We start from the raw sequence: 25,597 nt of genomic DNA, 5'->3' as shown, positions 1-25,597 counted from the left end.
GCTCCGACTAGGCCGGGCGCAGGGAAAGGTTATTACCCATCACGGAGGATGCATGGAATACAGGGTCACCAACTTCATCAACGGCGAGCTCAAAGCCAGCCACAGCGAGCGCTTCGCCGCCATCTTCAACCCGGCCACCGGCCAGCAGCAGGGCCAGGTCGCGCTCGCCAGCGCCGCCGAGTGTAGCGAGGCCATAGCCATTGCCGAGACCGCCTTCGTCGCCTGGTCCCAGACCCCGCCGCTGGTGCGGGCCCGGGTGCTGTTTCGCTTCAAGGAGTTGATGGAGTTGCACAGAGACGAGCTGGCCGAGCTTATCAGCCGCGAGCACGGCAAGGTGTTCTCCGACGCCCAGGGGGAGCTGACCCGGGGGCTGGAGGTGGTGGAGTTTGCCTGCGGCATCCCTCACCTGCTCAAGGGGGAGCACTCCCTCAATGTGGGGCGCGGGGTGGACAGCTATTCCATGATGCAGCCGGTCGGGGTCTGCGCCGGGATCACGCCGTTCAACTTCCCGGCCATGGTGCCGCTGTGGATGTTCCCGGTGGCGCTGGCCTGCGGCAATAGCTTCATCCTCAAGCCGTCCGAGAAGGATCCCTCTCTTGCCCTGCGTATGGCCGAACTGCTCAAGCAGGCCGGACTGCCGGACGGGGTACTCAACGTGGTCAACGGTGACAAGGAGGTGGTCGATGTGCTGCTGACCGACCCGCGGGTGGCCGCCGTCTCCTTCGTGGGCTCCACCCCCATCGCCGAATACATCTATGCCACCGCCTCGGCCCATGGCAAGCGGGTGCAGGCCCTGGGCGGCGCCAAGAATCACATGGTGGTGATGCCGGATGCGGATCTCGAACAGGCGGTCTCCGCCCTGATGGGCGCCGCCTATGGCGCGGCGGGTGAGCGCTGCATGGCGATCTCGGTAGCCGTGGTGGTGGGAGAGACGACCGCCGATGCGTTGGTGGCCAAGCTGGCACCCCTCGTCGAGGCGCTGCGGGTGGGGCCCGGTCTGGGGGTGGTTCCGGAGAACGAGATGGGTCCCCTCATCAGTCGGGAACATCTGGCCAAGGTGCGTGGTTACGTGGATCAGGGGGTGGCCGAGGGTGCCCTGCTGCGGGTCGATGGCCGTGGCGTCAGCCAGGGGGAGGGCTACTATATCGGCGGCAGCCTGTTCGATCGAGTCAATCCCGAGATGCGCATCTATCGGGAGGAGATATTCGGCCCCGTGCTCGCCATAGTGCGGGCGCCGGACTATGAAACGGCACTCCAGCTCATCAATGAGCATGAGTACGGCAACGGTACCGCCATCTTTACCGGCGACGGCGATACGGCGCGGGACTTCACCACGCGGGTTCAGGTCGGTATGGTAGGGGTGAACGTTCCCATCCCGGTGCCCATGGCGTTTCACAGCTTCGGTGGCTGGAAGCGATCCATCTTCGGGCCGCTCAATATGCATGGGCCGGATGGGGTACGTTTCTATACCAAGATGAAGACGGTGACCGCCCGTTGGCCTCAGAGCCTGCGGGCCGGTGCCGAGTTCGCCATGCCGACCATGAAGTAGGGCCTTGGGCCGCTTTGGGTCGGCCCGCCCTATGGACGTATAAAGGAGTAAAGGATGCGACTGGGAATTCTCGATTGTGATCGGCTGGATCCGGAGTTCGAAGCCCGTTTTGGCCGGGTCTATTCCGGGATGTTTATCGAGGGATTCAGGGCCTTGGCACCGGATCTGGAATTTAGGGTCTGGTCGGCCCTGGATGGCGAGTTGCCGGCGGATCTGGATGAGTGCGATGCCTGGCTCATCACGGGATCGCGCCATGACGCCCATGGGGATGCGCCTTGGGTGGAAGCATTGCGGGAGTGGGTGCGGCGGGCAGATGAGGCCCGGGCCAAGCTGGCCGGGGTCTGCTTCGGCCACCAGGTGATCGCCCAGGCGCTGGGCGGCGAAGTGGTCAAGTCCGACAAAGGCTGGGGACTGGGGGTCGCCACTAATGCCATGTTGGCGAGCGAGCCCTGGATGCAGCCCGCCCTCGATCAGATCCGTATCCTGGCGAGCCATCAGGATCAGGTGGCGCTGCTTCCCCCCGGTGGGCGCCGGCTGGCAGGCAATGGTTTTTGCCCGAACTTCATGTTTGGTCAGGGAGAGCACATCGTCGCCATCCAGGGTCACCCGGAGTTCCCGGTCGACTATGACAGGGCGCTGATCGAGAAGCGGCAGCAGCACCTGGCACCCGAGCGTTACCAGGCCTGCCTCGACTCGCTGGAGCAGGAGGTGGATTCCACCATCATGATGGGTTGGTTGTTGCGATTTTTAGGGATACTGCCGAGTCGGCCCTGAGCGGCCCCGGCGGGATACAGGGATGAACGCAGGAGCATTGAGATGATCATTGGTGTACCCAAGGAAATCAAAAACCACGAGTACCGGATTGGCATGACCCCCTCGGGGGTGCAGGAGCTGACGGCTCGGGGCCATACCGTACTGGTGCAGGCGCGGGGCGGCGAGGCCATCGGTCTGTCCGACGAAGAGTACGGCGCTGCCGGGGCCGAGCTGGTGACCAGTGCTGCCGAGATCTTCGCTCGGGCAGAGATGGTCGTGAAGGTGAAGGAGCCGCAGGCAGAGGAGTGTGCGCTGCTGCGGCCGGGGCAATTGCTGTTCACCTATCTGCATCTGGCACCGGATCCGGTACAGACCCAGCTATTGGTTCACTCGGGAGCGGTGGCCATCGCCTACGAGACGGTTACCGATGATCGTGGTGGCCTGCCGCTGCTGGCGCCCATGTCCGAGGTGGCAGGGCGGATGGCGGTACAGGCCGGTGCTCACAGCCTTGAAAAGGCCCAGGGCGGCAATGGCACCCTGCTCGGCGGCGTTCCCGCGGTGGCACCTGCCAAAGTGGTGGTGCTGGGCGGTGGCGTGGTCGGGGTCAACTCGGCGCGCATGGCCCTGGGTCTGGGGGCCGATGTCACCATCTTGGACAAGTCGCTGCCAAGGCTGCGGGAGCTCGATGGCCTCTATGGCCCGGCCCTCAAGACGCTCTATTCGACCAAGGCCAACATCGAGGCCTGCATTGCCCAGGCGGATCTGGTGATCGGTGCCGTGCTGATCCCGGGGGCGGCGGCGCCCAAGTTGCTGACTCGCGCCATGCTCGGATTGATGCGCAAGGGCTCGGTGCTGGTGGATGTGGCCATCGATCAAGGGGGCTGTTTTGAGACCTCCAGGCCGACGACCCATGAAGATCCCACCTATGTGGTCGATGGCATCATCCACTACTGTGTCGCCAACATGCCGGGCGGTGTGGCGCGAACCTCCACTTTCGCGCTGACCAATGCCACCTTGCCGTTCGTGCTGGCCCTGGCAGACAAGGGTTACCAGCGCGCCCTCAAGGAGGACAAGCACCTGCTGGCTGGACTCAATGTCTATAAGGGCAGCGTCACGCAGCAGGCGGTGGCCGAGGCGCTCGGTTATGACTACGTCAGCGCGGCCACTGTGTTGGGGTGACGGGGTTGCGATGAACCTCGAGCGGGTTCACATTCTCACCGTCAGGGAGGGCCGTCATGGCCCTTTCTCTTTATAATGAGCCCTCGCACTTCTTGAGGATCCGCCATGTCCCGCATTCTGCTGCTCGCCAATCTCAACTGTGACCATGTGCTGTCCCTCTCCGAACCCTTGGTCGCGGGAGCTCGGCTGCAGTACCTGGATCGAGGGAGGCGACTGGGGGGCGGCGCGGCCAACACCGGCATAGGACTGGTGTGGGCGGGCCACGAGGTGGCCATCGCCTCGCGGATCGGCCTGGATGACACCGGAGACTGGCTGTTGGCCGAGGCGCGCAGTCATGGTCTGGATTGCAGCCATGTTGAGCGCTTCGGCGGTGAGACGGGGGAGCTGTTGATCCTGGTGGACTCCCTCGGTGAGCGCACCATATTGCGTCAGCCCCGCCGCCCTGATCTGCCCGGTAACCTGCCGAGTCAGGGAGTGGATTGCCTCTATGTGAACTACCCGGGGGGAGCGGTGGCGGACTACATGGGCCAGATGCAGGAGCACTGCATGGTCGTGGCCCAATATCCCAAGGGTGGCAGACACCCCAGACCCTGCCACCTGTTGGTGGCCTCGCGCTCTGATCTGGGTGAGATTGGGGCTCCTTGGGCCCATGCCCAGGGGCTGGCCGGCGATCAGCTGCAGTGGCTGGTGCTGACCGAGGGCAAGGCCGGGGCCGTTGCCATCCATGGTGAGGAGCGGATCCGGGTGGCGGCGCGCCCCGTCTCGGTGGTGGACACGACGGGGGCCGGGGATGCCTTCGCCGCCGGACTCATTCATGGTCTGGCTCGGGGCATGGCCATTGAGGATGCGCTGCAGTGCGCCGTGGACTGGGGCGCCTTTGCCGTTGCCAGCCAGAGTTCAATCCCCTCACAGGCGCTCAAGTCCTGGCTGGAGCAGGGCCACTGATCACACACCATCCGCAGCATGGTGCGGGGTGTCATTCAGGTTATTTCGAGGCTGTTTCGCACCCTTGGCATCCCCTGCCAGTTCGGGTTAAAACTGGCTAGAAGCGTGCTACAAGCCAGCAAGTTTGCGATCAATCAAAGAAAGTGTCGATTTATGTGCATCTTTATCGACACCCGCGAACGCTGCTCTTAACCTTGGCTCTCACCCTCAGGAACCCGGAGACTCTCCGTCGTTTCCCTTGGCTCTTGTTGTCCGATCCCGGCTGTAGTGAGAGGCAGTACCACCATGCAACTGACACGTTTTACCGACTATGCCCTGCGCGCTCTGACGTTTCTGGCACTCCAGCCGACGGATCGGCTCTCGACCATCACCGAAGTGGCCGATACCTTTGCCATCTCTCGCAACCACGTGGTCAAGATAGTGCACCAGCTTGGCATCAAGGGTTACATCGAGACGGTGCGTGGCAAGCATGGCGGCATTCGCCTCGGCCGCTCCGCTGTCTCCATCAACCTGCGTGATGTGGTAATGGACATGGAGAACATCCTCTGTCCCGCCTATTGCAAGACGGACAACTGCCGCTTGGCTGGCGGCTGCCGTATTCAAGGCATATTGCGCAAGGCGATCAATGCCTTCCTCGAGGTACTGGGCGAGTACACCTTGGCCGACGTGGTCAACGATCCGGCCCGGCTCTGTCATCTGCTTGGCATGGATCAGGATCAATTGCTGGCCGTGAGTTGAACCCATGCATCCGGCATGAACAAGAAGGGGCCTGCAGGCCCCTTCTGCTATTTGCTGCCAGCGGTCAGGGTTGGCGTACCAGAGTGATGGCGCCATAGAGGCAGGCGAGACCGCAGGCGCCGCAGCCATCGCAGGCGGTCATGTTGACCGTGACCCCATCCGGGCTGGCCTTGATCGCCTGCTGGGGACAGGCATCTTCACAGAGCAGGCAGTAGAAACCCTGCCTGGCCTGACAGCTGGCCTCTATCTTGACCCGGGTCTGCACCTGGCGGCCGTAGCGCAGGTCGAGGGCACCGCTCGGGCAGGCTCTCGCACAGCTGCCGCAATAGCTGCACTGGCCACAGTCGAGATCCAGGACAGGGGTGCCGGCAATGGGGCTGTTCTGGTACTCGGGGCCCGTGGCCGGTTTGATGAGGCCGTTTGGACAGGCCTGGAAACAGTTGCCGCAGCGTTGGCAGAGGGCGAGGAATTGGGATTCCTCTATGGCCCAGGGAGGGCGGGCCTCGCGGCAGTTGATGGCGCCCGGTCGACGTCTGGCCCAGAGCCGCGTCAATCGTCGACAGAGGAAATGCGCCATGCTTGGCTCCTGATACCTACTAGGGGGTAATTCTATGAGGTTTGTGTCTCGCAAGCCAGCGGAACTATCACAGCGGGATCGCAAGGCCACGCCCCCTTGTGTAAGCTAGGCGAGTCTTTTTTGCTGGGCTGACTCTATGTGGTTATTTCTGTGGCGGGCTTCCCTGCTCTATGTCTTCCCCCTGCTGATGTGGGGTTACTGCCGGTTCAAGGAGATCGAGTTCGATGAGCTGGACAGTGGCGTCAACAACCACAAGTGGGTGGTGCTGGCCGCCTATCTGCTCTATGTGGTGGTCTGGATCCTGATCAACCGCTATCTCTTGCTGTTCCTGCGCCAGCGGAGCCGGCGATGATGGAGCCGTTGCTGTGGCTCTGGCTGGCTGGGGCGGCTCTGCTGGCTCTTGGCCTCGGTTGGCTGTGGGGGCGCCAGGGTGCCCAGGCCCTGAGTCAGGCGCTGGCCTTGAGTCAGGAGCGCGCCAGTGCGTGGCAGGAACGGCTGACCGAGCTGCACGATGAGCAACTGCAGGCGCAGGATAAGCTGGAACAGCAGCAGAACTTCATCATCAAACTCACCGCCCGCCTCAAGGATGCCGAGGCCACCCTGCGCAGCGAGCGTCTCGCCAGTGCCGAGAAGCTGGAGCTGCAACAGCAGGCGGAGGCACGGCTCGGCCAGCAGTTCGAGAACCTCGCCAACCGTATCTTCGAGCAGAACTCGGGCAACTTCCGTGAGCTCAACCAGCACAGCCTGGATAGCCTGCTGGTCCCGCTCAAGGAGCAGTTGGAGGGCTTTCGCCGCCAGGTGGGTGAGACCCATGCCCAGGAGACGGCCCAGCGCCACAGCCTCAAATTTGAATTGGAGCGCCTGGCCGGGCTCAACGCGCGCATGACGGAGGAGGCCGCGGCCCTGACCCGCGCCCTCAAAGGCGACAGCAAGCAACAGGGCAACTGGGGCGAGGTGGTGCTGGCGCGCATTCTTCATGAGTGTGGCCTGCGCGAGGGGCACGAATACGACACCCAAGTGAGCCTTGAAACCGACAAGGGCAAGCGTTATCAGCCCGATGTCATCGTTCACCTGCCCCAGGAAAAAGACATCATCATCGACGCCAAGGTGTCGCTGACCGCCTATGAGCGTTGGTACAACGGCGAGGATGAACTGACCCGGGCCGTGGCGTTGAAAGAGCATGTCGCCTCGGTGCGCAATCATATCCGCGAGCTGGGCCGCAAGGATTATCAGCAGTTGCCAGGGGTACGCACCCTGGATTATGTGCTGATGTTCGTGGCGGTGGAGCCGGCCTTTCTGGCGGCGCTGGAGGCGGATCCCTCCCTGGTGCGCTATGGCCTGGATCACAATATCCTGCTGGTCAGTCCCACCAATCTGATGGTGGCGCTGCGCACCATAGAGAACCTGTGGCGTTACGAGCGCCAGAACCAGAACTCCCGTCAGATAGCCGAACGGGCCGGGCGCCTCTACGAGAAGCTGCGGCTGTTCGTGGAGGAGATGCAGCAGCTCGGTGGTAGCTTGAACAAGGCGCAGGAGAGTTATGACAAGGCCATGGGCCGACTCGCCAGCGGTCGCGGCAACCTGATAGCCCAGGCCGAGCGGTTTCGCGAGTTGGGGGTCGAGGTGACCAAGACGCTGCCAGAGCCGCTGGTCAATCGGGCCCTGGAGCGGGAAGAGTCAGGGGACTGAGCCAGTATCAACGTCATGAGAAAGGGCAGCCATTGGCTGCCCTTTTTGCTATCTGGCGGCGGCTTACTGCTTCCAGAACGAGGGGAAGAAGATGACGGCCACGGTCAATATTTCAAGTCGGCCCAGCAGCATACCGAATGACAGTATCCATTTGGCTGTATCTGGCAGGCTGGCAAAGTTGCTGCTTGGCCCTATCACGGGCCCCATGCCGGGACCCACGTTGGCCACCGCAGTGATGGACCCGGACAGGGCGGTAAGGGGATCCAGCCCTATCACCGCCAGCAGGGCGGCAATCAAGATGATGATGGCGACATAGGCCAGGACGAAGGCGATCAGGGAGCGCACTATCGCCTCGTTGACCGGACGGCCATTGTACTTCTGGGGGAAGACCCCCGAGGGGTGCATCAGTTGGCGCATTTGCCTCCTGAACAGGGAGAAAGCCACCTGTACCCGAAAGATCTTGAGGCCACCGGCGGTAGAACCCGAGCAGGCCCCCAGCCCCAGCAGGAAGAGGAAGAGGATGCTGGTGAGCGGCCCCCAGGTGCCAAAATCCCCCAGACCATAGCCGGTGGTGGTCAGTACCGAGACGATATTGAAGGCGCTGATCCGCAGCGCATCCATGAAGTCGAAGGTGCCGCGATGCCAGAGGTAGAAGGTCATGATCAGCGTGACCCAGACCACCAGCCAGAAGAAGCCGCGCACCTGGGCATCGCGCATCAGGCTGGTGTCGCGCCGGGTCAGACTCTGGACATAGAGCAGAAAGGGCAAGCCCCCCAGGAACATGAAGAGGGTGCCTATCCAGTGAGCCGCATGGGAGAAGTGGGACATGGATTGATCCGAGGTGGAGTAGCCCCCGGTACTGAGCGTGGTCATGGCATGGTTGATGGCTTCGAAGCTGCTCATGCCGCTTGCCCAGTAGGCGAGGAAGCAGAGCATGGAGAGCACCAGATAGACCTGCACTATGTTGTTGGCAACCGTCTTGGCGCGGGGGGCACTCTTGTCTGACCAATCCGAGCTCTCGGTCTGAAACAGCTTCATACCGCCCACGTTGAGGTAGGGCAGCACGGCCACCGCCATGACGATGAAGCCCACCCCCCCCAGCCACTGCAAGATGGAGCGCCACAACAGTATGCTGTGGGCCATGCCATCGAGCCCGGACAGCACGGTAGAGCCTGTGGTGGTGACCCCTGACATGGTCTCGAAATAGGCGTCGGCGAAGCCGATGTGGGTGATGAACACGAAAGGCAGGGCGCCAAACAGGCAGGCAACCGCCCACACCGAGGTGGTGAGCAGGAACATCTCCCGCACACCAAGGTGAAATTCGGCCTTGCGACCATAGTGCAGGCACCAGAAGGCGGCGAGGTGAGTGATCACCACGGATTGCAGAAATTCGACGAAACCCTCGGAGCCGGAAAGCAGTGCCAGCAGGGTCGGCAGCCACATGAAGAGGGCAAGTTTGGAGAGCACCAGACCCAGGGTGAAGACGATGGGACGCAGCTTGATCATGATGAATAGCCTGGTCGTTGATGAGCTGAACACCGGTCACCGCCAGGGGCAGCGAACCGGGTCTTGTCTGGCTGAAGCGTAAACATGGTCAGGTTACAGGAAGAAGGGGCTTGGTTGGAACAATCGCTCCACTTCCGGTATGTACTTCTTGTCGACCAGGAACATCACCACATGGTCATCTTGCTGGATCTGGGTGCGATCGTGAGCGATCAATACCTCATCCCCGCGCACGACGGCGCCTATGGTGGTGCCGGGCGGCAGCTTGAGTTCACCGACGGTGCGACCGACCACCTTGGAGGTGTTCTCGTCACCATGGGCGATGGCTTCGATGGCCTCGGCTGCGCCACGGCGAAGGCTGTAGACGTTGGCGATGTCGGCCCGGCGCACATGGGTCAGCAGGGCCGAGATGGTCGCCTGCTGTGGCGAGATGGCGATGTCGATGGAACCGCCTTGCACCAGATCCACATAGGCACTGCGCTGGATCAGCACCATGGTCTTCTTGGCGCCCATCTTCTTGGCGAGCAGGGCCGACATGATGTTGGCTTCATCTTCGTTGGTGACCGAAATGAAGACGTCGATCTGGTCGATGTGCTCCTCGGCGAGCAGTTCCTGATCCGCGGCGTCACCACAGAAGACGATGGTGTTTTCGAGTAACTCCGAGAGCTGTTCGGCCCGCTTCTGGTTACGCTCGATCAACTTGACGCTGTAACGCTTCTCCAGCTGACGGGCGAGCCCGGCACCTATATTGCCGCCACCGACGATCATGATGCGGCGATAGGGGCTCTCGAGCCGCTGCAACTCGGACATCACGGCACGGATATGGCCGGCAGCCGCGACGAAGAACACCTCGTCATCGGCCTCTATGATAGTGGTGCCCTGGGGACGGATGGAGCGGCCCTGGCGGAAGATAGCCGCCACCCGGGTCTCGATATTGGGCATGTGCTCGCGCAGGGTGGAGAGCGCGTTGCCGACCAGGGGGCCGCCATAGTAGGCCTTGACCGCGACCAGACCCACTTTGCCACCGGCAAAATCCACCACTTGCAACGCACCCGGATACTCAATCAGTCGGCGAACATAGTCGGTCACTAGCTGCTCGGGGGCGATCAGGTGATCCACCGGTATCGCCTCGGGCAGAAAGAGCCGATCCCGCTCAGCCAGATAGGAGGGAGAGCGAATGCGTGCCACCTTGTTCGGGGTGTTGAACAGTGAGTAGGCGATCTGGCAGGCGATCATGTTGGTTTCATCACTGTTGGTGACGGCGACCAGCATGTCCGCATCCTGGGCTCCCGCCTCGCGCAGCACCTTGGGGTGGGCGCCGTGGCCATTGACCACCCGCAGGTCAAATTTGTCCTGCAGCTCGCGCAGGCGTTCGCTGTCGGTATCGACCAGGGTGATGTCGTTGTTCTCCCCGGCAAGGTTCTCGGCCAGGGTGCCGCCAACCTGGCCGGCTCCCAGTATGATAATTTTCATAGGGAAGACGTACTCGCATCAGGGGGGAGGAGGGGGGCAGCAGGCTGACCCATGACCGCATTCATCAGGCTTCTTTCAACAGCTTGGCGTAGTAGAAACCATCCATGCCCGCCTCGCCCGGCAAGAACTGGCGACCCGGAGCTGCCGGGGTGTCTTGCTCGTGGAGTGGTACCAGACGGGCGCCCTTGGTGGCGGCCAGGAAGGCATGCACCTGATCGCGGTTCTCTTCGGGCAGTACCGAGCAGGTGGCGTAGAGCAGGGTGCCACCTTTCTTGAGCCGTGGCCAGAGTGCCGCCAGGATGCGGCCCTGCAACTCGGCCAGTTCGCGAATATCTTGATCCCGGCGCAGCCACTTGATGTCGGGGTGGCGACGGATGACACCGGTGGCGGAGCAGGGAGCATCGAGCAGGATACGGTCGAACTGCCCCTCTGGCCACCACTGGTCGGGGGTACTGGCGTCGCCGTGGATCAGCCGGGCCTTTAGGCCGATGCGATCCAGGTTCTCCTGCACCCGTTTGAGGCGGTTATCGTCGGCATCGACGGCGACGACACCGGCCAAGTCGGGCTGGCGTTCGAGCAGGTGTGCCGTCTTGCCGCCAGGGGCGGCGCAGGCATCCAGTATCCACTCACCCGGTTGCGGGTCGAGCAACTGGGCGGCGAGCTGGGCGGCGCCATCTTGCACAGAGCAGTCCCCCTGTTCGAAGCCGGGCAGTCTGGTCACGTCACAGGGGCGCTCCAGCAAGATGCAGTCAGCGCCCTCGTCACCGGCCTGTGCATTGATGCCCACCTCGGCCATGCGCGCCAGCATCTGATCGCGGCTCTGGCGTTGGCCGTTGTTGCGGATCCACATGGGCGGGCGCTGGTTGTTGGCCTCCATGATGAACTCCCAATCTTCGGGATAGGCCTGGCGCAGACGTTTGGTGAGCCACTCCGGGTGACCGAGACGTATGCTGGGCACCCTGTCGATACGGGCCAGGATCACCTCGGCGCTGCGCTGGAAGTTGCGCAATACACCGTTGATCAGGCCTCGCAGTGAGCTGCCTTTGAGCAGCTTGACCGCATTGACGGTCTCGGCCACGGCGGCGTGGGCCGGAATGCGGGTGTAGATAAGTTGGTAGAGCCCGACCAGGATCAGATAGTGGAAGATGCGGCTCTTGTTCTTGAGGGGCTTGTCCATCATCTCGTTGACGGCGGCATCCAGGCGCGGCATCCAGCGCAGGGTGCCGTAGCAGAGTTCTTGCAGGAGGGCGCGATCGCGGGGGGCGACTTTCTCCTGGGCAGCAGGCAGAACGGCGGAAAGAGAGAGCCCCTGATCCAACACCTGTTGAATGACGAGAGCGGCCTGTGCACGTGTTTTCATAATGTTACCTTAGATGCTCAAGTCGGGGCTGGGGCCCCGCTTGTTTCAATTCAATCCAGCTCAATTCAGTCGGATGCCGGGGGCAAACCAGTCACGGCGCGAGTTGAGCAGGTCCGAAGCGGACATGGCTTTCTTGCCGGGAGGTTGCAGGGTCAGCAGGCGCAGGATGCCATGGCCGGTGGCGATGTCGATCCCCTGCTTGTCGGCTTTGAGCAGAGTGCCTGCGTGCTGGCCATGTTCGGCCTCGAGCACTTCTGCCTGCCAGACCTTGATGGTCTGGTCTGCCACTTCAAACCAGCTGATGGGCCAGGGATTGAAGGCTCGAATGCAGCGCTCTATGGCGACGGCGTCCATGGACCAGTCGATGCGGGCCTCCTCCTTGGAGAGTTTCTGGGCGTAATTGGCCTGGGCATCATCCTGCTGTTCGGCGACGGCGTTGCCTGCGGCCATCGCATTGAGCGTCTCGACCAGTGCCTGGGGGCCCAGCTCGGCCAGCTTGTCATAGAGGCTGGCTGAGGTCTCGTCGGGGGCGATGGGGCAAGTGACCTTGCGGATCATGGCGCCGGTATCCAGGCCTACATCCATCTGCATGATGGTCACGCCGGTTTCGGCATCGCCCGCCCAGATGGAACGTTGGATGGGTGCCGCACCACGCCAGCGTGGCAGCAGAGAGCCGTGAACGTTGATGCAGCCCAGACGTGGGGCATCGAGTACCAGCTTGGGCAGGATCAGGCCATAGGCCACGACCACCATGAGGTCGGCGCCCAGCGCCTTGAGCTCGGCCTGGGCCTCTTCATCGCGCAGGGATGCGGGTTGGTAGACGGGCAACTGGTGCGCGAGCGCTAGCTCCTTCACCGGGCTGGCCATCAGCTTCTGGCCCCGGCCAGCAGGCTTGTCAGGCTGGGTGTAAACGGCAACGACCTCATGGTCGGAAGACAACAACGCCGCCAGATGACGGGCGGCGAAGTCGGGGGTACCGGCAAAAATCAGTTTCAATTTATTCAAAGGTGCAGATCCTTAACCGGCTTTACGGTCTTCGCGCGCCATTTTTTCCAGTTTCTGACGGATACGCTGGCGCTTGAGTGGGGACAAGTAATCCACAAACAGTTTGCCCACCAGATGATCCATCTCATGCTGGATGCAGATAGCGAGCAGATCGTCCGCTTCGAGCTCGAACGGTTTGCCGTTACGGTCTAGGGCGCGGATCTTGATCCACTCGGCACGAGGCACCAGGGCGCGGCTGCCTGGCACTGAGAGGCAACCCTCTTCAATACCGGTACTGCCTGACTGGGCAATGACTTCCGGATTGATCAGTACCAGGGGATCTTCTCGATCCTCAGAGACGTCGATAACTATGATGCGCTGATGTATGTCGACCTGGGTTGCGGCCAAGCCAATGCCTTCCTCCGCATACATGGTGTCGAACATATCATCTACAATGTGTTGTAACTCGGGTGTAATGGTCTCGACAGGGGCTGCAACGGTACGCAGACGTTCATCGGGGAAACGCAATACATCTAGAATGGCCATAGTCTTATCTTTAGTTTCGTATAATTGCAGTCAATATTGACGTAATTCTAGTCATTTACGCCGACAAAAAACAGCAACACTTTGCGCACAGAAATAACAGGGAGTGTTATGTATCTGAAGCAAACGACTTTTGCCTGTCTGCTGGCCCTGGCAAGCCAGGGCGCACAGGCCCAGACGCTGTCCCTCAAGAGCGGTTATCCCAGCAACTATGTGGTCCAGAAGGGCGACACCCTGTGGGATATTTCCGGTAAGTATCTCGATCAGCCTTGGCTTTGGCCCCAGCTCTGGAATATCAATGCGCAGATTGCCAATCCACACTGGATATACCCGGGGGATGTACTGCAACTGAGCTGGATCAATGGTCAGCCCCGCTTGGGGAAGGCGGTGCAGGGTGGGAAGCGGGTCATCACGCTCTCTCCCAAGAATCACTATGAGAGTAAAGCCAATCCCATCCCGACGCTGCCGCTCAGCGAAATAGGTCCCTTCATGCAGACCGATCATATCTTCGCGACGCGCCAGGAGAGCAAAGCCCTGCCCTATATCCTGGGGGAAAACGAAGGCCATATCGGCATGCTGGAGGGGGCAACCCTTTATGTGCAGGGTGATCTGACCCCGGGTCAGGATTATGGCATCTATCGGCCAGGTACCATTTATAAAGACAAGAAGACCCGTGAGCTGCTGGGACAGGAGGCTATCTTCGTGGGAACGGCCCATGCGCAGGCACGGCTGGCCAAGGATCGTAGCCGTATCACTCTCACCAGCAATCAGCGCGAAGTCTATCAAGGGGATAAGCTGATGCCATTGCCGGCTCAGGAGAGTCTCTCTGCCCTGTTTACCCCCAGGGCTGCCCCGGTCACCGGCCCTGGCTATGTGGTCGAGTTGCCGAGCAAGGCTCGTGGTGGTGGCAAGTTTGATATTGTCCTGATCAACAAGGGGGCTCGCGATCAAATGGCACCCGGCGATGTGCTGGATGTGCAGCGTCCGGGGATCCGTCTGACTGACAAATATGGCAAGGTTTCCTATCGAGACTTCTCCTCACTGTATGACAAGGGATTTCACTCCGCCGGTCGGACTCCCCTGCCTGACGAGTCCATAGCCCGCATCATGCTGTTCAAGGTCTATGACAAGTTGAGCTACGGCATGATATTGCAGAGCCAGGACATGGTGAGTACCGGCTACAAGGTCAGTAATTTCTGAGCGTGGCCATCATGGATGAGCTCAGAGCCTGGCTGATACTGGAAAGCGTACCCGGGGTTGGGCCTGTCACCGCATCGCGTCTGCTGAGCGCCCTGGCCGAGAGCGCCGACGAAGAAGATCCAGAGAGTGACATAACTGCGCTGTTTGATTGCAGTGATGGCCATCTCCATGATGTGGGCCTGAGTCGTGAGCAAGTCAGGGCCCTGCGCCATCCCGGCATCGGGGTGGAGGAGGCGCTCAGGTGGGCTGACGGCCCCGGCAACAGGCTCATCTGTCGTGACAGTCCCGAATATCCTCCCTTGCTGCGGGAGATCCCCGCAGCTCCCCTCTTGCTCTACTGTCGTGGCGAGCTCGACGTGCTATGTTTGCCGCAGATTGCCATGGTGGGCAGTCGTCACCCAAGCTATGCGGGCAAGGATAATGCCGCCAGGCTGGCCCGGGCATTGGCGGGTTCCGGATTGGCCATCACCTCGGGATTGGCCCTTGGCATAGATGGTGTCTGCCATCAGCAAGCGCTGGCCGTCGGCGGCATCACCCTTGCCGTGCTTGGCTCGGGGTTGGATCAGGTCTACCCCAAACGTCATCAACTCCTGGCTGAGCAGATCCTGATCAATGGTGGCCTGCTCATCTCCGAATTTTCGCCGGACAAGGGGCCATTGGCCGAGCACTTTCCTCGCCGTAACCGCATCATCAGTGGCCTCTCCCTTGGCACCCTGGTGGTCGAGGCGGCCGAGCAGAGTGGCTCCCTCATCACGGCGCGTTACGCACTGGAACAAGGTCGTGAGGTATTTGCTGTGCCCGGTGCCCCGCAAAACGAGCAGGCATTGGGTTGCAACAGGCTGATCCAGCAGGGTGCCAAGCTGGTACTCAATGCCGAGGATGTACTGGCTGAACTCAACTGGACACAGATCTGTATTCCACCAGGGGGGGCAGGTGCTGTCTCGAATGCCAACGCTGATGAAAATGCCGACGTCAATGCCGGTATTAATAGTGCATTGCCTTATGCCGATTTGTTGGATAACGTAGATTATGAGACCACGAGTGTGGATACCGTTGCCGAACGGACCGAGCTTCCTGTCGAGGTGGTACTGGGCAGATTAGTCGAGCTTGAGCTGGCAGGTGTTGTGATAGCGGTAGCCGGTGGATACGTCAGAGCGAGGAGGGCGAATCATGTTTGATGTACTGATGTACCTTTTCGAGACCTACATCCACAGTGATGCCGATGTAACGGTCGAACAAGATGAACTCACCGACGAGTTGACCCGTGCCGGTTTTGACCAGGACGAGATCAACAAGGCTCTCAACTGGCTGGAGCGGCTGGCCAATCTGCACGATAGCGAACGTGAAGTCTATGTCACTGCCAGTGCTCAGGGTTCGATGCGAATCTATGCCCCCGAGGAGCTGGTGCGACTGGGCACTGAATGCCGCGGTTTCATGCTGTTCTTGGAGCAAGCCCAGGTGCTCAATGCTGAGACCCGTGAGATCTGCATCGAGCGACTGCTCGAACTCGACAAACCCGACATCGAACTCGATGACCTCAAGTGGGTCGTTATGATGGTGTTGTTCAATGTCCCCGGTAGCGAGACCGCTTACCACCAGATGGAAGAGCTGGTGTTCGACGAGTCGGACGGCATACTGCACTGACAGCCAGGTGCCGCGCTGGTAGAATCTGGATCATCCGAATTCGAGGCGCGGCCCATGTCCAAGATCGACCATCAGCTCTTTTCTACCCACGAGCATGCGCTTGAGCGTGAGCCTTGCCCAGAGTGCGGGGCTGCATTGGTGATCCGCCAGGGCAAGCACGGTCCCTTTCTCGGCTGTGCCAGTTACCCCGCTTGCGATTATATCCGCTCCCTGACTCCGTCCAGTCGCGATATCGAGAAGGTGCTGGAAGGCTCGGCTTGTCCCGATTGTGGTCAGCCGCTGGCCATCAAGAAAGGGCGTTATGGTCTTTTCGTCGGCTGTACCCAATACCCCGCCTGTCAGCACATGGCCTCACTGCAGGAGAGTGACGATACCCAGATCCCCTGTCCTGCCTGTGGCAAGGGCCATCTGCTCAGTCGCACCTCCCGCTATGGCAAGCAATTCTACAGCTGTAATGACTATCCCCACTGTAAATATGTGGTCAATGACAAGCCGGTGGCCGTACCTTGTTCCAAATGTGGCTGGGGTATCGTGGTCGAGAAGCGGGTGAGGGGCACATTAAGATTGATCTGCCCGCAAAAGAAATGCGGTCATCAAAACGAGCAGGTATAATCGCGCCGCCGCCGAGCGAGCGAAACGTTTGCGGTAACTTCAACCCCCCACTTGGAGTAAGGAAATTCCCACCATGAATAAACCGTTTGTTGCTGTACTGATGGGTTCTGATTCTGATTTTCCCGTGATGCAGACCACCTTAGAAGTACTGAAGTCCTTTGATATCACAGTGGAAGTGAAAGTCACCTCTGCGCACCGTACCCCGGCTGCGACCCACCAGTATGTCACCGATGCCGAAGCCCGCGGTTGCAAGGTCTTCATATGTGCCGCTGGTTTGGCTGCGCACCTGGCCGGTGCCGTTGCTGGTATCACCACCCGTCCCGTGATCGGTGTCCCCATAGACGGTGGCCCGCTCAAGGGTCTGGATGCACTGCTCTCCACCGTGCAGATGCCAGGTGGCGTACCGGTTGCGACCGTTGCCATCGGCAAGGCGGGCGCCAAGAACGCAGGTTATCTGGCTGCCCAGATGCTGGCCGTGGCCGATGATGCTCTGGCCGCCAAGGTGCGTGCCGAGCGCCAGAAAAATGCCGAAGAAGTGATGGCCAAAGATGCCGCTCTTCAGGCTCAACTGCTGAAATAAGTCCCATGCGGCAGCTCGGCTGCCGCATTTTTTGATACAGAATCTCCTATGCAGAACGAATTCGAACAAGCCGTCGCCGCCCTTCGTGCTGGCGGCGTCATTGCCTATGCCACCGAGGCTGTGTTTGGCCTGGGGTGCGATCCTGATAACCAGGCCGCCGTGCAGCTGTTGCTTGCCATCAAGCAGCGACCGGTGGAGAAGGGGCTGATCCTGATTGCCGCCGATCTGGCCCAGTTGGAGGCCTATATCGATCTGGCCCAGTTGAGCGACGAGCAGCGCGCCCGGGTACTGGCCAGCTGGCCCGGCCCCTTCACCTGGATCATGCCGGCCAAGGCACATACCCCTGACTGGCTGACTGGCCGATTCGATACCCTGGCGGTACGGATCAGCGCCCATCCTCAGGTACAAGCCCTGTGTCGCGCCTTCGGCAAGCCGCTGGTATCGACCAGCGCCAATCTCACGGGTGAAGAGCCCGCCCGCAGCGTTTCCCAGATTGGGCATGAGCTGGCTGGGCAATTGGCCCATATACAGATTGGGGAGGTGGGCGGTCTATGTAACCCGTCCGAGATCAAAGATGCCCGCACTGGCGCCTTGATCCGTCCCTCCTGACATCGCGTTGGCCCCGTCGGCGACGTTGTGACAAGACTATAACGAGGCGGGACTTTGTGATCCCGTTGGCTGGAGAAGCAATGAGCAAACCTGATGTGGCCGCGGTCAAGGCCTTCCTGCTGGCGCTGCAAGACAGTATCTGCCAAGGACTGGAGCAGGCCGATGGCCTGGGCCGCTTCGTCGAGGATGCCTGGACGCGGGATGGCGGCGGCGGTGGCCGCACACGGGTGATGCGATCCGGCAAGGTGATAGAGCAGGGCGGCGTCAACTTCTCCCATGTCTATGGTGATGCCATGCCCGCTTCAGCCACTGCCCATAGACCCGAACTGGCCGGACGCCGCTTCGAGGCGATGGGGGTTTCGCTGGTGATTCATCCCCACAATCCCTATGTGCCGACCAGTCACGCCAATGTACGCTTCTTCATCGCAGAGAAAGAGGGTGAAGATCCCATCTGGTGGTTTGGTGGTGGCTTTGACTTGACCCCTTTCTATCCATTCGAACAGGACGTTCGGCACTGGCATCAGGTAGCCCATGGGCTGTGTCAGCCATTCGGCGAGGATATTTACCCCGAGTTTAAGTCCTGGTGCGATCGCTACTTCTATCTCAAGCACAGGGATGAGACTCGCGGTGTTGGCGGCCTCTTCTTTGACGATCTCAATCGTTGGCCATTCGAGCGATCATTCGCTTTCATGCAGGCGGTGGGCGAGGGCTACCTCGATGCGTACTTGCCTATCCTGGCTCGCCACAAGAACACGGCTTATGGTGAGAGGGAACGCCAGTTCCAGCTCTATCGTCGCGGTCGCTACGTCGAGTTCAATCTGGTCTATGACAGGGGAACCCTGTTTGGCCTGCAAACCGGCGGCCGTACCGAATCCATACTGATGTCCATGCCGCCCCTGGCGCGCTGGGAATATGATTGGCAGGCCGAGCCAGGTTCGGCGGAGGCCTTGCTCTACACGGATTACCTCAAGCCGCGGGAGTGGCTCTGATGGCAAGGGTCGCTACGGCGACCCTTTTTCATGGGGATTGAACTTGTTCCATACGGGGAAAAGCCGTTAAATCGGATCATTATCCTCAAGATGGAAACTCGTGATGGACAGGTATGCGGTATTCGGTCACCCGGTGCGACACAGCAAGTCGCCCTTCATTCACACCCTGTTTGCCCGGCAAACCCAGCAGCAGCTGGAGTATGGCCTGGCCGATCCTGAGCCGGACGAATTTGCCGCTGCGCTGCGCAGCTTCTTTGCCGAGGGGGGCAAGGGGTGCAATATTACCGTGCCTTTCAAGGAGCAGGCCTTCACTCTGGTCGACAGCCTGAGCCCGCGCGCCAAGCTGGCGGGGGCCATCAATACCATCAAACTGACCGATGATGGCCTGTTGCTCGGCGACAACACAGATGGAGCTGGCCTGGTTGCCGATCTCAAGGCTCAAGGCATTATCTTGGCCGAGAGCCGCATTCTGCTGCTCGGCGCGGGTGGAGCCGCTCGTGGAGCCCTGGCTCCCCTGTTGGCTGAAGGACCCAGAACCTTGGTGATCGCCAACCGTACCCATGACAAAGCGGCTCAGCTAGCCCAGCGTTTCACCAGCCTGGGACCTATAGTCGCGGCGCAATATGATGCGCTCACGGGGCCTTTCGATCTGGTGATCAATTCCACCTCTGCCAGCCTGCAGGGTACTCTTCCGGCTATTTCGCCCACACTCATCCATGATGACATTGCCGTGTACGACATGATGTATGGCGTCAATGACACGGCATTCAATGCCTGGGCCAGGGAGAGAGGGGCGCGAAAGATCATGGATGGTCTCGGCATGCTGGTGCAGCAAGCCGCCGAGGCCTTCACCATCTGGCGGGGCATACGCCCCGGCACCGCTCAGGTACTGCGGGAGCTGAAGCGTAACCTGGGGGCATGAACCAGAGCATGCAAGTCCCAGACTTGGTGCTATGGCAGGGGGCCAGCAGCGACTCTACTTTTCTGCTTAGTAGCTGGGGCTGCGCTCCCTTGTTACATCCGTCGTCATCGACTGGAGAAGCTGGCCAATCTCTCCTTACTGAGGGAAGAAGGCATGCTCAACGCCTTCGAAAGTCTGCGATTTTACAGAGAAGAACTTTTTGTAAAACTCGTTTAAAAACAAAATCTTGTCGATAACCTGGCGATCTATCTCTAGATCCTAAAAGTTTTTTTTCAGAAGACTGGAACTTTGTCATTATCGCGCTGACTAACTAGATAGTTGAGGAAGTGCTAGTTAGTCACCTTTATAACACCCCGGTATTCGTACTGGGGTTTTTTTATCTTATTGAAAATAATAGGAAAAATCTATCTTGCATTGACGTGAAACTTTGTTACATAAATTACTTTCACTTTTTTGCCGGTTTGATGTACAGTTATTGACGTAGGGTACAGAGGTAAGATGTTCTATCTTTCAGACCTTTTATTTCACGTAATTGAATGTGGCTGAATAGCTGCCCCGATGAGTTATCGTCGGGGTGTTTTTTTATGTACATAATTTAGAGTAAAAGCTTTAAAAGTGGCAATTCCTTGATAAAATAGGAGGGTTTCTTGGGTAAACTCAGTTGTCATTTATTCTCAAGACCCATTTCTTCCCAATTTTGAACTGCTTCTTCAGGCCGGTTTCCCACCCAGGGAACTGGCCTCATTTTTAAGTCTGCTTCGCTCCTGTCGTGGTTTTACTTGGTAATTAAATTACATTTAGCTGTATAGAACTGTTTTTTATTGTCCGCGATCAGTGGGGAGCTGAAAACGTTATCATGTTGCCAGTTTGTTTATTCTTTAAGAGAATTAAATATTTTATCTATTTAAAATAATGAGTTGCGTCATAGCATGCGAATGGAGTTCATCGCGCAGGCAGGCAGGCAGGCAGGCAGGCAGGCAGGCAGGCAGGCAGGCAAGGTGTGCAGAAGAGAGGTAAAGGGGTTTCAATTAGCGGAGCCTGCTCCGCTAATTGAAAAATGGCGGTGTTAATCGGCGTCTTGTTCGGCGTCGATGGTTCCTTCAGCGGCTTCGCCCGCGAGGTACCAGCCAGTCAGGGTTTGAGCCAGCTTTTCCAGCCCGATCTGGTTGAGGGAGGAGAAGGCCTCTACCTGGATCTGAGGGCCCAAATTGGCGACCGCTTGACGCACCTTGATCACTTGGGTGTTACGTGGACCCGGACTCAGCTTGTCCGCCTTGGTCAGCAGCAGCATGACCGGCAGTTCGCGGTGGGAGCTCCACTCCAGCATGTTCATGTCGGTTTCCTTGAGCGGGTGGCGGATATCCATCAGGATCACCAGACCTTTCAAGGACTCACGGCGTTGCAAATATTCGGCCAGTGACTTTTGCCACTTTAGCTTCATTTCCAGTGGAACCTGGGCATAACCGTAACCCGGCAAGTCGACCAGACGCTTGCCTGGTTCTAGCTCAAACAGGTTGATCAATTGGGTCCGGCCGGGGGTTTTACTGGTCCGGGCCAGGTTCTTGTGCTTGGTTAAGGTGTTCAATGCTGATGACTTGCCTGCGTTGGAACGCCCGGCAAACGCAATCTCGACACCCCCATCATTTGGTAGGTGACGGATGTCGGGTGCGCTGGTCACAAAATGCACCTTATTGAAATTCAGAGTTTGTGTATCCAACGTAAATTCCCCATGGAGAGAGAGGGTTATAGAGTTACTTTTTTGTGAAATCGTGTAAAATGGCGTCGCTTAAACGCGTTTATTTTAACATGCCTTCAGCGGCATGGGATCGGAAGCCTAATAACGAGAAGTTGGAACGCCATGAAGAACCTAGTCATTACTCTTGCTCTGATGGTTGGCGTAACGGGGATGGCACAAGCCACAGGCGATGCCGCTGCGGGACAAACCAAGTCGGCGGTCTGCGCTGCATGTCATGGACCGGACGGAAACAGCCCTGCTGATATTTACCCCAAGCTCACTGGCCAGCACGCATCATATATTAAAAAACAATTAGTGGAACTGAAGGCTGCCGCTTCTGGTAACACTGGTCGCGCTTCTCCCATCATGGGAGCCATGGCTTTGCCCTTGTCAGAGCAGGATATGGATGACTTGGCCGCCTACTTCTCAAGCCAGCAAATTACGCCTGTAGCCGTTCCTGATGAGGTCGTTGCCGCGGGCAAGGCGCTCTATATGGGGGGTGACATGAGTCGTGGGCTGCCAGCTTGTGCTTCTTGCCATGGCCCCCGTGGTGCTGGCGTAGAGCAGGCCAAGTACCCAAGCCTGTCTGGTCAACACCCGGCTTACATCAAAGCCCAATTGGAAGGTTTCCGTGCCGCTACTCGCGATAATGATCCCAATGGCATGATGCGAGACATCGCCAAGAAGCTGACTGACCAGGACATAGAAATTTTGTCCAAATACGTGCCAGGTTTGCACTAACCACCGCGAATTACCGCACGCCTGAATATGTTGCTGTGATTGCATCAGCAGATCCAGACGGGGAGCCCAAGGGCTCCCCGTTTTGTTTTGCGTTGGCTTTGACCGTCCTCCCTGTGCGAGATCCACCATTTTGCTCGACGGCCTAGGCTGAAAAAGTTGTATTAAATAAAATAAAGTTATTATTTTTTAATTGGTTATTCACTTCCTATGCTGTCTGTCCTCCTACTTTAAGGCTGCAATCGGATTGAGCCGGTAACCGAACTTGATAGAGTGGTGACAAGGAAATGGCCCAAGGATTGGGTCAAGGCTTCACCAAGGGAGTGGTGAGGGCAAGGATGTCGGGAGTGGCTGGGAGCCAGGCAAAGGAGTGAAATACCAGGATGGTGACCTCTCGGGAAGGGAGGGCGATGCGGGAGGCAACCACCTTGACGTGTTACAGCCGAGTAGAGCGTCGAGTCAAGCAAGCACACGCACATTCAGGAACGATCAATAAGGTCAGGATGACCATATAAAGATATGAAGTGAGGCATCAGGGAAGGGCGATCTCGACAGGTATAGGACTCGCACAAGCATATCGGGGCAGCTTCGGCTGCCTTTTTTCTATTGGATGATTAACCCGGGCCGACATTTTGTGTCAAAATACCAGCAACATGCCCAGAGGATACCGATCCTGCGGTGTTCAGCTGCCTTGCGAGGCACAAATGATGCTGGATCCTGTGCTCGTCCTCATTATTCACTGTCAGCATCCTATCCCGCCAGACGCCCAAGGTGTCTCGTGACGGGTTTTATATATCCAGCAATGTCCCGGAGTCATTCATGTCGGCCAAACAACCCACTCGCAAACCCACCGGTAAGCGCAAAGAATCAGATACCAGCGCCCTGGAAGGCCGCGAGCGTAAACGTGCTGCCAAGCGCAAAGGCTTGAAGGCAGGGACTCGCCAGCAGGTTGCCGAGCCCAAAAACAATGGCAATAAACAAGTGCAGGATCCCCGTTTGGGCTCCCGCAAGCCGGTCGTCTTGATCGTCGATGACAAGCAGAGCAAGCCGAAGCCAGCCAAGGCCCCCAGAGAGAAAATCCTCACGCTGACTCCCGAACAGGAGCTGGCCGCCATCGAGAACGATGATCGCCTCAATGATTTCCTCGATCGTCTGGATGAGGGGGAGACCCTGAGTGCCGCCGATCAGGCTTGGGTTGATCAGCGCGTCGATCGCTATCAGGAGCTGATGGACGAACTCGGCATCATAGATGACGAGGATGAAGAGGAACCGGCGCTCATGGCTGATTTCGAAGAGACGCAGGCCCCGGCCACTGAAGAAGATCTGTGGGATCGTTTCAACAAGGCTGACTATCAGCCGCAACCTGTTGAGCCCAAGAAGAAGTGAGCACAACACTGATACTGGCTACCCTGGCGGGTAGCCTTATTTTACTGGGGCTGGCCATCTATGCAGGCATGCTGCTTGCACGGGTGCGTCGTCAGGGCGAGCTGCAGGCAAGGGCCATACGCGAGCGCAACGAACGTATCCTTGACAGCGTGCGACTCATCGCCCATGCGGTGCGTGATGGTCAGTGTGACTACTCGGAAGGGGCCATACGGCTGACCAACCTGCTCAATGCTTTGCAGATCAAAGAGGGGCGTGCTTTCGCCGCAGAGTTCCCCGGTTTGTACGATCTGTACGAGAAGGTAAAGGAGATGCCGACCCATGAGGCCCGCAAGGCGCTCAAGCGTAACGAGATCATGAAGATGGATCTGGAACGCAGTGGCTACGAGGTCGAATTGGAGGCGCAGATCCTCAAGGATGTCGCCCTGTTGAAGGATTTCCAGCTGGGTCACTGATCCCGGCCAATCGATGAGGAAACAAGTGTGCGAGTCGAACCCCTAGTGTGGGATCAGGCGCTGATCGAGAAATACAATCACAGCGGCCCCCGTTATACCTCCTATCCCACCGCCCTGGAGTTCAACGAAACATTCGGGTATCCGGACTTCGTGCACGCCGCCGGCCAGTATCCCGAGCGCAACCTCTCGCTCTACGTTCACATCCCCTTCTGTCACAAGCTCTGCTACTACTGCGGCTGCAACAAGGTGATCACCCGTCATCAGCACAAGGCCGATCAGTATCTCGATTATCTGGAGCGGGAAATTGCCGCCCAGGCCCCGCTGTTTGCCAACCGTACCGTGACCCAGCTGCATTGGGGTGGCGGCACGCCGACATATCTGGACGAGGCCCAGAGCCGGCGCCTGATGGGCATGTTGCGCGAGCATTTTCATTTCGCCGATGCGGGGGAGATCAGCATCGAAGTGGATCCGCGCGAGATTGAGCTGCATATGCTGGATGTGCTGCGTGAGCTGGGCTTTAGCCGCATCAGCTTAGGAGTGCAGGACTTCAACAAGCAGGTACAACAGGCGGTCAACCGCGAGCAGGACAACGATTTCATCCGAGCCATGCTGGAGCGAGCCCGTGAACTGGGTTTCCGTTCCACCAACCTCGATCTGATCTATGGTCTCCCGCATCAGGATCGTGACAGCTTCCATCACACTCTGGAGGAGGTGCTCAAGACGGATCCGGCTCGCCTTTCCATCTTCAACTACGCCCACCTACCGAGTCGCTTTGCCGCCCAGCACAAGCTGAAAGAGGCGGACATGCCAGCGCCTCGGGAAAAGCTGGCCATGCTGCAAGACACCATCTCCTTCCTGACCGGCCAGGGTTATCAGTTCATCGGCATGGATCACTTCGCCAAACCTGACGACGAGCTGGCGGTGGCCCAGCGGGCGGGCAAACTGCATCGCAACTTCCAGGGCTACACCACCCAGGGGGATTGCGACTTGCTGGGGCTGGGGGTTTCCTCGATCAGCATGATGGGAGATGCCTACTCCCAGAATCAGAAGGAGCTCAAGGCCTACTACGCCCAGGTGGAAGAGCTCGGCCATGCCCAGTGGAAAGGCTGCGCGCTCAAGCCCGATGATCTTATCCGCCGGGAGGTAATCAAGCGGCTCATCTGCGATTTCTCTCTGGAGTTTGCTGCCGTCGAGCAGGCCCATGGTCTGATCTTCAGGGAATACTTCGCCGCTGATCTCAAGTTGCTGCAGACCTTCGTCGATGACGGTCTGGTGCGACTGACCGACACCGGGCTGGAAGTGATAGGCACGGGCCAACTGCTCATTCGCAACATCTGCATGTGTTTCGATGTTTATCTGCGCAATATGGCGCGGGCTCAGCAGTTCTCCCGGGTGATCTGATCGCGACCTTGACCGTGTTGGCCAATCCATAAAAAA

General features: G+C 59.1%; 25 protein-coding genes and 2 pseudogenes. 20 read left to right on the top strand and 7 right to left on the bottom strand.

What is annotated here, in order from left to right:
- The first annotated feature begins 52 nt into the window (after positions 1-52).
- The 5 genes from G113_RS03290 to G113_RS03270 all read left to right on the top strand — a co-directional run bounded on the left by G113_RS03290 (position 53) and on the right by G113_RS03270 (position 5,164).
- Entirely contained in the window at positions 53-1,549 is a 1,497-nt protein-coding gene (locus G113_RS03290) for a CoA-acylating methylmalonate-semialdehyde dehydrogenase (RefSeq protein ID WP_005893489.1), read from the top strand.
- Positions 1,550-1,603: 54 nt separating this feature from the next.
- Positions 1,604-2,323 (top strand): glutamine amidotransferase-related protein, encoded by a 720-nt coding sequence (locus G113_RS03285; protein ID WP_005893488.1) that lies wholly within the window; start codon positions 1,604-1,606, stop codon positions 2,321-2,323.
- 42 nt (positions 2,324-2,365) lie between these two features.
- Positions 2,366-3,481: an alanine dehydrogenase gene (gene ald / locus G113_RS03280; protein WP_005893486.1), complete on the top strand. Its 1,116-nt coding sequence runs from the start codon at positions 2,366-2,368 to the stop codon at positions 3,479-3,481.
- Between the two features lie 105 nt (positions 3,482-3,586).
- Positions 3,587-4,426, top strand: coding sequence for a PfkB family carbohydrate kinase (locus G113_RS03275; RefSeq protein WP_005893483.1), 840 nt, complete (start codon positions 3,587-3,589; stop codon positions 4,424-4,426).
- A 285-nt stretch (positions 4,427-4,711) separates the two neighbouring features.
- Positions 4,712-5,164: an Rrf2 family transcriptional regulator gene (locus tag G113_RS03270; RefSeq protein ID WP_005893480.1), complete on the top strand. Its 453-nt coding sequence runs from the start codon at positions 4,712-4,714 to the stop codon at positions 5,162-5,164.
- A 64-nt stretch (positions 5,165-5,228) separates the two neighbouring features.
- Here the strand turns inward: G113_RS03270 and G113_RS03265 are convergent, their stop codons facing one another.
- On the bottom strand, positions 5,229-5,741 hold the full coding sequence (locus G113_RS03265; protein WP_005893478.1) for a ferredoxin-type protein NapF: 513 nt from the start codon (positions 5,739-5,741) through the stop codon (positions 5,229-5,231).
- Between the two features lie 136 nt (positions 5,742-5,877).
- Between G113_RS03265 and G113_RS03260 the strand changes: the two genes are divergently transcribed.
- Both G113_RS03260 and rmuC read left to right on the top strand, forming a co-directional pair.
- Positions 5,878-6,093 (top strand): hypothetical protein, encoded by a 216-nt coding sequence (locus tag G113_RS03260; RefSeq protein ID WP_005893476.1) that lies wholly within the window; start codon positions 5,878-5,880, stop codon positions 6,091-6,093.
- Positions 6,090-7,430 carry a DNA recombination protein RmuC gene (gene rmuC / locus G113_RS03255; RefSeq protein WP_005893474.1) on the top strand — a complete coding sequence of 447 codons (1,341 nt, stop codon included), beginning with the start codon at positions 6,090-6,092 and terminating at the stop codon, positions 7,428-7,430. Before G113_RS03260 ends, rmuC begins: the two co-directional genes overlap by 4 nt.
- A gap of 63 nt (positions 7,431-7,493) precedes the next feature.
- Here rmuC and G113_RS03250 read toward each other — a convergent pair whose 3' ends face one another.
- The 5 genes from G113_RS03250 to def all read right to left on the bottom strand — a co-directional run bounded on the left by G113_RS03250 (position 7,494) and on the right by def (position 13,296).
- On the bottom strand, positions 7,494-8,936 hold the full coding sequence (locus G113_RS03250) for a TrkH family potassium uptake protein (protein WP_005893472.1): 1,443 nt from the start codon (positions 8,934-8,936) through the stop codon (positions 7,494-7,496).
- A 93-nt stretch (positions 8,937-9,029) separates the two neighbouring features.
- Complete coding sequence (gene trkA / locus G113_RS03245) at positions 9,030-10,406, bottom strand: Trk system potassium transporter TrkA (RefSeq protein WP_005893470.1); 1,377 nt, start codon at positions 10,404-10,406, stop codon at positions 9,030-9,032.
- 64 nt (positions 10,407-10,470) lie between these two features.
- A complete protein-coding gene (gene rsmB, locus G113_RS03240) occupies positions 10,471-11,766 on the bottom strand; it encodes a 16S rRNA (cytosine(967)-C(5))-methyltransferase RsmB (RefSeq protein WP_005893467.1) in 1,296 nt (431 codons plus the stop codon).
- Between the two features lie 60 nt (positions 11,767-11,826).
- On the bottom strand, positions 11,827-12,771 hold the full coding sequence (gene fmt, locus G113_RS03235; RefSeq protein ID WP_005893464.1) for a methionyl-tRNA formyltransferase: 945 nt from the start codon (positions 12,769-12,771) through the stop codon (positions 11,827-11,829).
- Positions 12,772-12,783: 12 nt separating this feature from the next.
- Positions 12,784-13,296, bottom strand: a complete 513-nt coding sequence (gene def, locus G113_RS03230) for a peptide deformylase (protein ID WP_005893461.1) — start codon at positions 13,294-13,296, stop codon at positions 12,784-12,786.
- 108 nt (positions 13,297-13,404) lie between these two features.
- Between def and G113_RS03225 the strand changes: the two genes are divergently transcribed.
- The 9 genes and pseudogenes from G113_RS03225 to G113_RS22135 all read left to right on the top strand — a co-directional run.
- On the top strand, positions 13,405-14,493 hold the full coding sequence (locus tag G113_RS03225) for a LysM peptidoglycan-binding domain-containing protein (protein WP_005893459.1): 1,089 nt from the start codon (positions 13,405-13,407) through the stop codon (positions 14,491-14,493).
- An 11-nt stretch (positions 14,494-14,504) separates the two neighbouring features.
- Positions 14,505-15,671, top strand: coding sequence for a DNA-processing protein DprA (dprA, locus tag G113_RS03220; protein WP_040318860.1), 1,167 nt, complete (start codon positions 14,505-14,507; stop codon positions 15,669-15,671).
- On the top strand, positions 15,664-16,137 hold the full coding sequence (locus G113_RS03215; protein ID WP_005893455.1) for a DUF494 family protein: 474 nt from the start codon (positions 15,664-15,666) through the stop codon (positions 16,135-16,137). Before dprA ends, G113_RS03215 begins: the two co-directional genes overlap by 8 nt.
- Before the next feature lie 54 nt (positions 16,138-16,191).
- Complete coding sequence (locus tag G113_RS03210; RefSeq protein ID WP_005893454.1) at positions 16,192-16,749, top strand: DNA topoisomerase family protein; 558 nt, start codon at positions 16,192-16,194, stop codon at positions 16,747-16,749.
- Between the two features lie 73 nt (positions 16,750-16,822).
- Entirely contained in the window at positions 16,823-17,329 is a 507-nt protein-coding gene (purE, locus tag G113_RS03205; RefSeq protein WP_005893452.1) for a 5-(carboxyamino)imidazole ribonucleotide mutase, read from the top strand.
- Positions 17,330-17,374: 45 nt separating this feature from the next.
- A pseudogene (locus G113_RS03200) lies at positions 17,375-17,938 on the top strand (Sua5/YciO/YrdC/YwlC family protein); the annotation flags it as partial.
- An 80-nt stretch (positions 17,939-18,018) separates the two neighbouring features.
- Positions 18,019-18,927: an oxygen-dependent coproporphyrinogen oxidase gene (hemF, locus tag G113_RS03195; protein ID WP_005893447.1), complete on the top strand. Its 909-nt coding sequence runs from the start codon at positions 18,019-18,021 to the stop codon at positions 18,925-18,927.
- 103 nt (positions 18,928-19,030) lie between these two features.
- Positions 19,031-19,849: a shikimate dehydrogenase gene (gene aroE / locus G113_RS03190; protein ID WP_005893444.1), complete on the top strand. Its 819-nt coding sequence runs from the start codon at positions 19,031-19,033 to the stop codon at positions 19,847-19,849.
- Positions 19,850-19,924: 75 nt separating this feature from the next.
- Positions 19,925-20,065, top strand: a pseudogene (locus G113_RS22135) (DUF1488 family protein); the annotation flags it as partial.
- A gap of 850 nt (positions 20,066-20,915) precedes the next feature.
- Here the strand turns inward: G113_RS22135 and yihA are convergent.
- Complete coding sequence (gene yihA / locus G113_RS03185; protein ID WP_040318858.1) at positions 20,916-21,566, bottom strand: ribosome biogenesis GTP-binding protein YihA/YsxC; 651 nt, start codon at positions 21,564-21,566, stop codon at positions 20,916-20,918.
- A 141-nt stretch (positions 21,567-21,707) separates the two neighbouring features.
- Between yihA and G113_RS03180 the strand changes: the two genes are divergently transcribed.
- From G113_RS03180 to hemN, 4 genes are all read left to right on the top strand, one after another.
- Positions 21,708-22,325, top strand: coding sequence for a c-type cytochrome (locus tag G113_RS03180; RefSeq protein WP_005893441.1), 618 nt, complete (start codon positions 21,708-21,710; stop codon positions 22,323-22,325).
- 816 nt (positions 22,326-23,141) lie between these two features.
- On the top strand, positions 23,142-23,708 hold the full coding sequence (yihI, locus tag G113_RS03175) for a Der GTPase-activating protein YihI (protein WP_005893439.1): 567 nt from the start codon (positions 23,142-23,144) through the stop codon (positions 23,706-23,708).
- 11 nt (positions 23,709-23,719) lie between these two features.
- Positions 23,720-24,160, top strand: coding sequence for a DUF2489 domain-containing protein (locus tag G113_RS03170; RefSeq protein WP_051106557.1), 441 nt, complete (start codon positions 23,720-23,722; stop codon positions 24,158-24,160).
- A gap of 27 nt (positions 24,161-24,187) precedes the next feature.
- Positions 24,188-25,561 carry an oxygen-independent coproporphyrinogen III oxidase gene (hemN, locus tag G113_RS03165; RefSeq protein WP_005893432.1) on the top strand — a complete coding sequence of 458 codons (1,374 nt, stop codon included), beginning with the start codon at positions 24,188-24,190 and terminating at the stop codon, positions 25,559-25,561.
- The last annotated feature ends 36 nt before the right edge of the window (positions 25,562-25,597 follow it).

Origin of the sequence: Aeromonas molluscorum 848 (assembly GCF_000388115.1) — a bacterium.
GTDB lineage: Bacteria > Pseudomonadota > Gammaproteobacteria > Enterobacterales > Aeromonadaceae > Aeromonas > Aeromonas molluscorum.
This window is presented reverse-complemented; position numbering and strand designations above follow the sequence as displayed.